The sequence below is a fragment of the Acinetobacter sp. B51(2017) genome, assembly GCF_003711395.1.
Lineage (GTDB): Bacteria > Pseudomonadota > Gammaproteobacteria > Pseudomonadales > Moraxellaceae > Acinetobacter.
The window spans coordinates 1-10,359 of record NZ_PJRJ01000049.1 but is presented as its reverse complement, the minus strand read 5'-3'; the positions used below and the strand labels follow the sequence as shown (position 1 = coordinate 10,359).

Below are 10,359 nucleotides of genomic sequence, written 5' to 3'. Positions count from 1 at the left end.
TATTTTTATTAGAACTTGAAAAAAGAGGTTATCGAGGTCAAGCGGAATTAATTCGTCGCAATATTCCATCGTTTTTATACCCAGAAAACTTCTTTTGATTATTAACAAATTCTAAAATTAACATAATGCACGTTATGCGAAGTTGAAAAATTGAGACTATAGCCTTAATTTTTATGTATTTTTTTAATTTAAGACCTAGGCCAGTGCCTAGGTTTTTTTATTTCGTATAACAGCCATTATGTTAAATAGTTTCTGTTGTTAGAACATAAAGTAATTGAGTTTATAACGTGATTTTTAATATAGAATTATAAAAAAATGAATATCTTAGGGTTAAACATATTAGTTCTAACGTGTTCTTAAATGAAAATAGATTGATTTAAGGGGGATTTATGTCAAAAGCTATGAAATGGATTGGGAAAAATTTAAGTCTTGGTGGTCTTGTACGTCATGCTGGTAATGGTCTTGGAACAGTCACTAATGTGGCTGTACAAGGGGTAGGAGCAGTAGTAAGCCTAGCATCAGATGATCCTAAAACTAAACAGCGTATAAAAGACACTTGCTCATATGTAGGAAAACAATTGGATTCTAGTCTTACAGAGGGTAGTGCTTTTGCTGGTAAGGGTATCGATTATGGGGTACAAAAAGCTAGCGTTGGAATTGGTCATGTAAGTGGAGGTACAGCAAAACTACTAGGAGCATCTGAGGAAAATGTAAAACTAGCTCAAAAGGTAGGAACTGTAGTAGGAGCAGTTAGCATAGGAGTAGTGGCTGGTGGTGGGGTTGCTGATGCAGCAATTGCGATAGGCGCTGCTTCAGGTACTGCTGGAGCAGCAGCAACAACTAGTGGACTAGCTGCGCTTGGAGGTGGATCAATCGCTGCTGGTGGTGGTGGCATGGCTGCTGGTCAAGCAGTAGTAAATGGCATTGTTGCAGCTGGTGGTGTATCTGGTGCGGCAGCACTAAAAGAAAAAAATTAATTTTTTAACAGACCTAATGTGGTAATTATTGATTTTTCCTAAAATTAACATAATACAGCTTATACGAAGTTAAAAAATTGAGACTATAGCCTTAATTTTTATGTATTTTTTAAATTTAAGACCTAGGCCAATGCCTAGGTTTTTTATTTCGAATAACAGCCATTATGTTAAATGGGCGGGATTTAGATAACTTTTTCATGAGATATATTCTAAGATTGAGCAATCGAAAATATAGAAAAATATTATGACCGAAAAGCTTTTAGAATTTTTGGGTACAAGTAATCATGATAAGGAATTAATCGGTTTTCTGTTAAGTAATCAATTAATTACAGAACCTAATCTTTATATCCCTTTATTAGATGAGGATAATGAACCTTTAGATGAAGATACCCTATATATCGCTAATGAAGAAAAAGGTATTTGTTTACTCTTTCGGGATGAAGCAAGTTGCTTAGATCATCTTAGTGATACAGCAATGTTAGGTAAAAACTTATTTTTTCAAACAATATTTTTTTATAATCAAAATGTTGAAGGATTTAATAAATATAGAAAGCTTCTACCTAAAGGACTTAATTTTGATATGTCTAAGGCTGAAATTCATGATCTATTGGGAAGTCCAGATGATGTAAGAGAAAGCCTGTCTTCTGAAAAATGGTGTAATTTAGAATGTGGGTATTCAATCTACATAAAATATAGTGCTCACCATGATGGCATTCGCTATATATCAACAACAACGTCTAATTATAAAGTTCCACTAAAATTAACATAATACACGTTATACGAAGTCCAAAAAGGGAGCCTTTAGCTCCCTTTTTTACTATATTTTTTAAAGTTTTAGGCGTGTTGTACTGTGAATTTTAGGCCTAAAGCATTCACAACACGATTAATCGTATCAAAACGTGGTGCTGAATCCTGGCGTAGGGCTTTGTAGAGTGCTTCACGTCCAATCCCTGCTTCTTTAGCGATTTGAGTCATGCCACGAGCTTTAGCAATAACGCCAAGTGCATGGGCTAATTCAGCTGGATCATTCTCTTCAAGAACCATATTGAGATACATCACAATGTCTTCTTCAGTTTTGAGCGACTCAGCCATATCAAAACTTGGTAAATCAGCGACTTTAACCATTTTAATTCTCCAATGTCTTCGATAATTTGACTGCACGATCTATATCTTGTTGTTGAGTTGATTTATCTCCACCACCAAGCATTACAATCACAACGTCACCATGTTGGATGTAATACATCCTCCATCCAGAACCGAAGAATTCTCTCATTTCCCAAACGCCATCTTGGAGAGGTTTAATATCTCCCCAGTTTCCACGTTGAACCTTATCTAATCGACGATTTAGGCGGATACGGGTCATATTGTCTTTAATGCCATCCAACCATTCATCAAATTCTGGAAGACGTTTAATTTCAATCATGAGGATTCCTTCTCTTCTCATCATATTGTATTCGATCGAATACAATATGCAAGTAATCTATACGAACATCCACCAATTTCGTATAACAACCATTATGTTAAATGGAATCAAGATTAGAGGAATTTTCTTTTATACTAAATGAAAATTTATGATATGTGACTCAACTTATGAATCCGACAATAGATACAATTTTAAGAAAAATAGATAGCTTAAAGCTTACTCAAGATTTTTTCTTTGTGATGAATAAAACTATTCACTTAAGATATGCAACTGTTTATAAAATACATGAAAAAAAATTCATAAACTTAGGGAATACTGAAGATATATTTCAAGAAATACATGATCTTATGGATAGTGATGAGTTAGATAATGGAATTTACAGTTATTATTCTATTGATAAAAAAGTAATACATCATACTGATTACAATCCTGAATTATTTTGGGATGATGCAATGGAGTTAATTCTATATCAAACTTATGAGGTAACACCATTTGATACAGAACGACAAGCTCAATTAGAAGAGAGTCTTTCACAAGAAAAAATCAAGAAAACGCTTGTATATGCTTGCCATCTTAATTTAATAGATCAGATAGATTTTTTATTATCAAAAAAAATAAGTAAAGGTGAGTTAAATAGAGGTCTTAAAGGTGTAGGAACTCCTTTAGGGTTGAGCATTGAAAAAAATAATACTGATTTAGCTAAGAAGTTATTAGAACTTGGTGCAGACCCAAAGAAAAAATCATTTGCCTATACACCACTTGAATTGGCATTTAGATATTCAGATGAAATGGTCTTTTATTTTTTTGAGCATTTTAAAGAATATTTTATTAAGACAGTGACACAAAAGGGCTTAGCTATTGCTGGACTCAATCAGAATACTGAAATTTATAAATTACTGATAGATTTAGGTTGTGATCCTCTCGGTAAAGATCCAGTTTTCCAAATGCCACATGTTTTCGTAGATTATAATAATTTATACGGATTACAGTTCTTAGCTGAATATGGAATAGATATGAAACATAAAAATAAATACAAGGAAACAGCATTTGAAAGAGCACAGAAGCAAGGAAAAACTGAATTAATGAACTACCTAGAAACATTTAATTAGGTTTTCTAAAATTAACATAATACAGGTTATACGAAATCACTTTCGTTTTGTCTTTTAAATCATAGTCTTATTAAATATTGAAAAGCCCAACTCTCACCAGTTGGGCTTTTTACGTGAATTAGACCGTTCCACGATCAATATTTAAGCAAATTTCCATGCTTTTATTCATCAAAATTAAATAATGTTGGTCGAATATACTCGTCAAAAAACGATTAAAAAAGCTCCTTTTCACAGCTTTTAATGAACTTACTCTTTCGTTTGTCGACCAGCCTATGTCTGAGTAGTCAATCCCTCATACTTAAGCAGCTGTATAACCCACTTCTTTGAGGTATGGCAGCAATACTTTCTGTTGCTCTGCGTCCATCAGCATCGAACGTAAACGTGCCACAAATGGCTTCATATCCTCTCCTACATGCGCCATAGCCTGTACAGCAGGTAAGTCAGCCAATTTACTACTAAACATATCTAGCTGCTTCTCTGTGAGCTTATGGAACATATCTACTGTGTTTAGATCCCTTAAAGTGACCTTTTCAGTTGTCTCGGCAGTCAGATTTGGTTTTTGTTTTAATTTAAATGAAAATCCACTAATAGATCTGCCATTTTTATGTTGAGTGTATTCGACCCTTATATCTGTAAAATCATTAATTAATTTAACTGACAGATCTAAAACACGCTTCTTGAAATCAGACATTAATTTATAGTCATTAGGTTTTACACCTAACTGATTTCGAAATTCTGCTAGCTCCATAATGGGAGTTTTTCCAATACTTCTCCATCTAATTAATAACTCATATAGACGTATTGCATATGTACTAGATAACTTCGCAATCTGATGAAGCTCATATCTAGTGAAGTTCTCTTCTAAGCGTGTAATTAATGGCACTACATCCTGTGTAAATCGAAGATATACAAGACCAGATTGTTCCTCATAACCAATTTTATCCACCCAGCGACAGTGAAACGATCTATCTCTACCATTTTTTGGATTTTTATCATGATAAGTGACGTACCGATCAAACAAGCCTTTACTAGCCTCTTTAAGAGCTCTATAGGCCGTGCTTTTATCTACGTCAAAACAATTAATATAAGCAGCTGCATGCACTTCTAATAAGCTATTTTCCGTGATGCCTAACCCTGTTTCACGAGCTTGGGTAATAGCTAAAAGCATTAGTCTTTGTTCAATTAAGTCTAATGAGTAAGAGGCACTAATTAGAGCATTATCCTTTACCACTAAATCACTCATAAATCTTAAAAAGTATATTGTTTAACCAAAATATAAAGACATTAAAAAACAAAGTCAATATAATGACAATAAAATATAAAGTCTTTTAGTGATGCATAAACGTCTTTATATGGGTGCATAAACGTCTTTATATGGGTGCATAAACGTCTTTATATGGGTGCATAAACGTCTTTATATATCTTCTGTAAGCCTTTTATATCAATGTTTTCCGCCTGTCTAAAAGCATTTAAAAGCATTTAAAAGAATATAAAAGCCAGCTTCGCTAATTTTTTTAATTGTTAAAAATATAAAAATATATTTTCAGCTTATCAAATTGCTTACATAACAACCAATATGATTTATATTTGAATAAAAGAAGAAATTTGTTTTTTAAGCAAGCCTACCTTGTACCCACAAATAACATTACCTAGAAGGCAATATCATGTTGAGGGACAAGGGCTTGTTAGGGGTTTCACCCCTAAGACCCCATCTGCACGAACCAGAACACAGTGAGAGAACTAAAATGAGCAGTGTTGGCCAAGAAGAAAAGCCAAGCAAACAGAGGGAAAATAAAACGCATCTGAAGAAAATTCGATTTACCCCAAGTAAAGCTGAAGAACTCGATGCCTTTTTGAAAACCATAGATACAAGCTTTAGTGAGTTTGTCAGAGAAGCTGTGTCTTTAAGACAAAGTATTGATACCCCTAAACGCAAGAAAACTGTTACTTCTCCACCACCTTCTGTCGATCCTGAACTTCTGTTCGAATTAGGGCGTATTGGCAATAATGTCAATCAAATTTCTCGTAGCTTACATATCATCAAAAATGACCATGACCAAGCGACTGATTTCTCTTTTGTGGCGTGTTTAAACGTCTTACAAGAGATGCAAGCTGAGTTAAACAGCGTGATTGGTCGACTGCCGGAGATAAACCGCTCTGAACAAGCTGTAGAACGCGCTCGTAAACGTGCATTAGAACGCTTTCAGGGAGTAGCTCCCGATGATGATTAAATTCTTACAACATGGTCGGGGAAATCCCAGATTAGCTGCAGCTTACTTATTGGATGATGTTGATCATCTCAACCTACCGCGTGCCGGTGTAGATGTACTGTCTGGTGATCCTTATACCTTTGCAGCACTATGTGAAAGCAGCCCCCATAAATGGAAATATACATCAGGTGTTATTGCGTGGTCGGCTGAGGATCAAGTCTCAGATGATGACGTGAAAAAAGTTGTCCAAGAATTTGAAGAATATGCGTTTGTTGGTTTAGAGCCACATCGTTATCACTTACTTGCAGTGATGCACAAAGAGCAAGATGGCGGTAAACATGTCCATATTCTTGTTCCACGCATTGACCTTGAAACAGGTAAATCACTCAATATCGCGCCCCCAGGTCATCACAAATACTTTGATTGTTTCCGTGACTATCAGAACTATAAACACGGTTGGACACGCCCAGATGATCCGAGTCGCTTCAAAATAACTCAGGAGCCTAACCATGTCAGCCTACAGCGTAAAGCAGCGCTAAAAGTAGGAGAATCCACGCCACAGCCTCGTTTTGAAGAATTGCTAGAAGAACAACTGCTGATGGCCATTGCATTCAACGAAATCAAAGATCATCAAGAGGTATGTCGCTATATCCAAATGATGCCCGGTGTCACCGCAGTTGAGCCAAGCAAGAATGCAAAACCCCCCTACATTGCTGTGAAGCTAGAGGGACAGGAAAAAAGAATTCGCTTAAAGGGGCCTTTATATGAGCCAACATTCTCTATCGACGTTTATCTCCAAGATTCAAGAGCAAAACAACCAACTCGAAGAGCTCCACCACAAGATCAACACGTCAGGATCAGCTATTACGGCAGATATCGAAAGGCTTACGAACAGCGTCGGGAATACCATCAACAAATGTACAGCAGCTCTGCAAGACACGGAATCACTGGTGAGCAGTATGCCGAGAACGTTGAGCTCGACCCAACGCGAAATGCAAGTTTGGCAAACCGAAGTGGTGCAAACGGTTCAAAACAATTTGAAGATCATACAGCACGTCACCCTACAGGTTCAGAAGCTCGACGAGCACTTAACCTCGATCAAGAACAACCATCTCGACATCATCGAATCGAAAGAACAGATCCAAGCAGAAATGCGCCAAGTGACGACCGAGACTCAAGCAGCATGCAAGGATTTGGTCAATACAATGCAGTTAGAAATGCAACAACTCAAGGAAGAGATTCAACACTCACGCCAAGAGAGCCTAGAAATGCTCAAGTATTACAAGGAGCACAGGCAGAATCTATTCCTACCGGAATTCGAGGATCAGAAGAAACGTCAACTCGCAATTTACACGACGATTGGGCTATTCGTTTTAGCCGGTTTTCTCATTCTGCTGAATTTGTCTCTCGTCTCAACGATTCGGACAAACTCAGATGCGATTACGAAGCAGAAACAGCAGCTTACCTATCCGAGCCGATATTAAAAGAGAATCAGGATGAACAGCGAATTAAACACCTTATTGCTCAAGCAAATGGAGCAATTAATCAAACAAAACGAACGCTTGAATACACAAAATCAATTGTTGCAGGAACAGAATCAGCTACTCAAGATCGAGAATCAGCGCATCAGCAACTACAATCGCGACTTGCAAGATTCCGCCCAGACCTGGAGGACACAAGCCAAAGAATTCGAGAACTTAAATCAACACTCTATCCGCGTCATACAGGATCTAGTTCAAGCGAATACCCAACAGATTATTATCGAACGTGTGAGCAACACCTTATTCATGCATTTGAAAGAGCGGATGACAGATATCGAGATCGACTTGATCAGCTCAATTCAGCCCCAAATCAAAGTATTCGTGAATCAAACCCTACAGCAAGAGTTAAACCGGATGATGAGTTCACTCCAAGAGGATCATTTACTCTTACGCAAACAGATCAGAAAATTATCCAACGCGCTTTAGATATTTTTAGCCTAAGACAAAGATTACAACGTCACAGAAATGATGGATATGATTTTGAGATGTAAAGTTAAGAGAGAATTAAAATTCTCTCTTACTTATCAATAAATTATTTAAACAATAATTGAATATTTATTTTTCAAATCTATTGAAATAGTACAACTTATAAAAACGAGTGCATAGAAAATCAGACCAGTAAATGTAACAGCCCCTGCATACTCAAATTGGCCTATGGTTAAACATGCTATAGCAAGCGAAGTACAAAAAGCGACGATTAGATTTAGTGTATTATTGATGATTCGTAAAGCTAACTTCAAAATAAATTGAAAAAGTGATTGCTCATGTAAATGGCTTAACAAAAGGGTACAAACAGCAAATAGCGCTACAGCAAAAAATACAAAGTTTCTTGAATCAATATTTTGTTGAAAATTAAGAACTGGAGCTTGAATTCCTAAGCTATAGCCCATGAACATCAATAAGCCACAAAATATAAGTGTCGGAAGCTTTTTTTGATATGAGAAAATTTCTTTTAAATACTGCCTGTTCAATTAAATTTCCATTTAATAATCCTAAATTTTTATATATTTATTTCGCTTATATTGTCAATAGTCGCAGTACATCGAAGCTTGAGATTTTGAAGCGTCAAAATGCAAAAAGCCCAACATCCTGTTGGGCCTTTTTCATATGGGGTTCTGCAAGGTATAACTCCTGTCGTACCTATCTTCCATGTTTTAGAACTTATCATTATTGTTTTTTGTTCTGGAACTTCCTGTTCCTGATGTACTCAGAATAGGTGAATCCTTAGCTCCGAGATAGAGGCGATCTACTCCAATAGATGTACGCTCAAGCTTACAGAGCCAATTTCGTATATGAGATTTTATGTTAAATATTTAAAAATTTATTATCTTAAAAGGAAAAACGCCCACTATAAAAGTGAGCGTTTTTTTTACCCGCAGATACAACCTTTATCCAAATGGACAGCCGGCGGTAGTGCTAAATCTTGAAGCTATACTATCTGTATAAGAATATACCGTAAACAGTCAAAATGACCTACTATATTTATATACATAGTGTAATATATATCTATATTTTTGTTTTTTTATTTAAATTGAGATAAATCATGGATTTAGAAAAAAAGCCTATTTTGAATAAGTGGGGAGAAGAAGCATGTTCTTTAGGATGGGTCAGTGTCCCTACCTTATTATTATTTGCACAAAAAGACTTAAAAATTTCTGCATCCGAACTAAATGTTTTGATGAATTTATTAATGCATTGGTGGGATAAATCCGAAAAACCTTATCCTTCCCAAAGTGCCATAGCATTTCGTTCAGGATTAGCTCCTAAAACTGTACAAAGAGCGCTACATAGCCTTGAAGATAAAGGATTAATTGGAAAGACATCTACAGCAAGATCGAATAACATTACACGTGGACGTAATTATTATGATTTAACACCATTAGTGGAAAGGTTGAATGTAATATCACCAGTTATTCTCACCCGTTTGAAATTGAATAAAATATTGGGGCGATAGTGTTAACAGAACAACAAAGCAATTCCGTTATTGAATGTATATCTTTGCCAAGATTTGCAACATATAGAAAAATCTTAGAGCAAATTCATGGTTCTCATAATCAGATCACTGTAGTTGATCAGGTATTGTTCTATGCAAAAATGCAAGATATATATTCTTGTTTTTACGTGGTTATGCAAACGTTAGAGATAACACTTAGAAATAGAATTCATGAGTGTAAAACTGAACATTATAATAAAGCAGATTGGTTTGAAAACTTAAAAGCAGAGTCTTATTGTACGTCTACAGCTAGAAGAATTATTAATGCAGCACTAACTAAAACAGAAAGTGATTTTGAGTCAAAAAATAGAGATCCAGAGCCACAGGATATCTTAGCTAGAATTACTTTTGGGTTGTGGCCTGAAATTTTAAAAGGAACCTACAGAGAAAGACTATTTTGGCAAATATATGGTTCAAAAGTATTTCCAAATAAAGGAAATACTAAGTTGAGTAAAATTGATGACCACCTTCTAAAATTAGGTAAGTTAAGAAATAGACTCTATCATTATGAACCTCTATGGAAGACTACAAGAAATTTCAATAGTTTTAGTCAGTTAGCTGAGGTTATGAGAGAGTATTTTAAAATCATTATGACCTTAATAAAGTATTGTTCTCTCGAAAAATATGAACTAATGAAAAAAATGGAACAAGATGTGCAATTTGAAAAAAAGATGGCCGACTTAGCCTTATTTTTTTCTAAAATCAATTAGCAGACGTCATTTTTGATTAAAGATAAAGAGAAATTTAATTAGAAAGACATGATCTGTCGCTTGATTTTTACTCTTTTATAAAAAGCACTAAAAAATTAGTAATGTACTCTAATTATTGTTTTTTATTAATTTTAAGAGTTATATCATCATGTCACGACCTGAAATACCGAATTTAATCACTTGGCCCCGAAACTTAAGTACGGCTCAAGGTGGTGGCATGTCCACGTCATCTATAGATGTATATCGCAGTAATATTCCACCTTGGCCTATATTTTTATTAGAACTTGAAAAAAGAGGTTATCGAGGTCAAGCGGAATTAATTCGTCGCAATATTCCATCGTTTTTATACCCAGAAAACTTCTTTTGATTATTAACAAATTCTAAAATTAACATAAT

The 10,359-nt window shown here is 35.3% G+C and carries 12 protein-coding genes; 8 read left to right on the top strand and 4 right to left on the bottom strand.

The window, feature by feature from the left end:
- The first annotated feature begins 389 nt into the window (after nucleotides 1-389).
- Together CYK47_RS14380 and CYK47_RS14375 are read left to right on the top strand one after the other, a co-directional pair.
- Nucleotides 390-977, top strand: a complete 588-nt coding sequence (locus CYK47_RS14380) for a hypothetical protein (RefSeq protein WP_122902481.1) — start codon at nucleotides 390-392, stop codon at nucleotides 975-977.
- A 244-nt stretch (nucleotides 978-1,221) separates the two neighbouring features.
- A complete protein-coding gene (locus CYK47_RS14375) occupies nucleotides 1,222-1,746 on the top strand; it encodes a hypothetical protein (RefSeq protein WP_122902480.1) in 525 nt (174 codons plus the stop codon).
- Between the two features lie 65 nt (nucleotides 1,747-1,811).
- Here the strand turns inward: CYK47_RS14375 and CYK47_RS14370 are convergent, their stop codons facing one another.
- Complete coding sequence (locus CYK47_RS14370) at nucleotides 1,812-2,102, bottom strand: addiction module antidote protein (RefSeq protein ID WP_122902479.1); 291 nt, start codon at nucleotides 2,100-2,102, stop codon at nucleotides 1,812-1,814.
- 1 nt (nucleotide 2,103) lies between these two features.
- The gene (locus CYK47_RS14365; RefSeq protein WP_122902483.1) at nucleotides 2,104-2,400 is read right to left on the bottom strand and encodes a type II toxin-antitoxin system RelE/ParE family toxin; all 297 of its coding nucleotides are present in this window, start codon (nucleotides 2,398-2,400) and stop codon (nucleotides 2,104-2,106) included.
- Between the two features lie 167 nt (nucleotides 2,401-2,567).
- Here CYK47_RS14365 and CYK47_RS14360 point away from each other — a divergent pair, with 167 nt between their 5' ends.
- Nucleotides 2,568-3,509 carry an ankyrin repeat domain-containing protein gene (locus CYK47_RS14360; RefSeq protein ID WP_122902482.1) on the top strand — a complete coding sequence of 314 codons (942 nt, stop codon included), beginning with the start codon at nucleotides 2,568-2,570 and terminating at the stop codon, nucleotides 3,507-3,509.
- 298 nt (nucleotides 3,510-3,807) lie between these two features.
- On the opposite strand, the gene repM is transcribed toward CYK47_RS14360, so the two are convergent.
- A complete protein-coding gene (gene repM / locus CYK47_RS14355; RefSeq protein ID WP_122902478.1) occupies nucleotides 3,808-4,752 on the bottom strand; it encodes a replication initiation protein RepM in 945 nt (314 codons plus the stop codon).
- A gap of 502 nt (nucleotides 4,753-5,254) precedes the next feature.
- Here repM and CYK47_RS14350 point away from each other — a divergent pair.
- Nucleotides 5,255-5,740 carry a plasmid mobilization protein gene (locus CYK47_RS14350; RefSeq protein WP_122902477.1) on the top strand — a complete coding sequence of 162 codons (486 nt, stop codon included), beginning with the start codon at nucleotides 5,255-5,257 and terminating at the stop codon, nucleotides 5,738-5,740.
- The gene (locus tag CYK47_RS14345; RefSeq protein WP_122902476.1) at nucleotides 5,730-7,751 is read left to right on the top strand and encodes a relaxase/mobilization nuclease domain-containing protein; all 2,022 of its coding nucleotides are present in this window, start codon (nucleotides 5,730-5,732) and stop codon (nucleotides 7,749-7,751) included. The genes CYK47_RS14350 and CYK47_RS14345 overlap by 11 nt, the downstream gene beginning before the upstream one ends.
- 45 nt (nucleotides 7,752-7,796) lie before the next feature.
- Here CYK47_RS14345 and CYK47_RS14340 read toward each other — a convergent pair whose 3' ends face one another.
- The gene (locus CYK47_RS14340) at nucleotides 7,797-8,231 is read right to left on the bottom strand and encodes a hypothetical protein (RefSeq protein ID WP_164709224.1); all 435 of its coding nucleotides are present in this window, start codon (nucleotides 8,229-8,231) and stop codon (nucleotides 7,797-7,799) included.
- A gap of 572 nt (nucleotides 8,232-8,803) precedes the next feature.
- On the opposite strand from CYK47_RS14340, the gene CYK47_RS14335 reads away from it, so the two are divergent.
- The 3 genes from CYK47_RS14335 (at nucleotide 8,804) to CYK47_RS14325 (ending at nucleotide 10,330) form a co-directional block, all read left to right on the top strand.
- A complete protein-coding gene (locus tag CYK47_RS14335; protein WP_122902474.1) occupies nucleotides 8,804-9,214 on the top strand; it encodes a helix-turn-helix domain-containing protein in 411 nt (136 codons plus the stop codon).
- On the top strand, nucleotides 9,214-9,963 hold the full coding sequence (locus CYK47_RS14330) for an Abi family protein (protein WP_122902473.1): 750 nt from the start codon (nucleotides 9,214-9,216) through the stop codon (nucleotides 9,961-9,963). Before CYK47_RS14335 ends, CYK47_RS14330 begins: the two co-directional genes overlap by 1 nt.
- A gap of 148 nt (nucleotides 9,964-10,111) precedes the next feature.
- Nucleotides 10,112-10,330 (top strand): hypothetical protein, encoded by a 219-nt coding sequence (locus tag CYK47_RS14325; protein ID WP_122902472.1) that lies wholly within the window; start codon nucleotides 10,112-10,114, stop codon nucleotides 10,328-10,330.
- Nucleotides 10,331-10,359: the final 29 nt, after the last annotated feature.

Excerpts from the sequence above, each read along its gene's own strand:
- CYK47_RS14380 (WP_122902481.1), top strand. The coding sequence starts at position 390 with ATGTCAAAAGCTATGAAATGGATTGGGAAAAATTTAAGTCTTGGTGGT.
- CYK47_RS14375 (WP_122902480.1), top strand. The coding sequence starts at position 1,222 with ATGACCGAAAAGCTTTTAGAATTTTTGGGTACAAGTAATCATGATAAG.
- CYK47_RS14370 (WP_122902479.1), bottom strand. The coding sequence starts at position 2,102 with ATGGTTAAAGTCGCTGATTTACCAAGTTTTGATATGGCTGAGTCGCTC.
- CYK47_RS14365 (WP_122902483.1), bottom strand. The coding sequence starts at position 2,400 with ATGATTGAAATTAAACGTCTTCCAGAATTTGATGAATGGTTGGATGGC.
- CYK47_RS14360 (WP_122902482.1), top strand. The coding sequence starts at position 2,568 with ATGAATCCGACAATAGATACAATTTTAAGAAAAATAGATAGCTTAAAG.
- repM (WP_122902478.1), bottom strand. The coding sequence starts at position 4,752 with ATGAGTGATTTAGTGGTAAAGGATAATGCTCTAATTAGTGCCTCTTAC.
- CYK47_RS14350 (WP_122902477.1), top strand. The coding sequence starts at position 5,255 with ATGAGCAGTGTTGGCCAAGAAGAAAAGCCAAGCAAACAGAGGGAAAAT.
- CYK47_RS14345 (WP_122902476.1), top strand. The coding sequence starts at position 5,730 with ATGATGATTAAATTCTTACAACATGGTCGGGGAAATCCCAGATTAGCT.
- CYK47_RS14335 (WP_122902474.1), top strand. The coding sequence starts at position 8,804 with ATGGATTTAGAAAAAAAGCCTATTTTGAATAAGTGGGGAGAAGAAGCA.
- CYK47_RS14325 (WP_122902472.1), top strand. The coding sequence starts at position 10,112 with ATGTCACGACCTGAAATACCGAATTTAATCACTTGGCCCCGAAACTTA.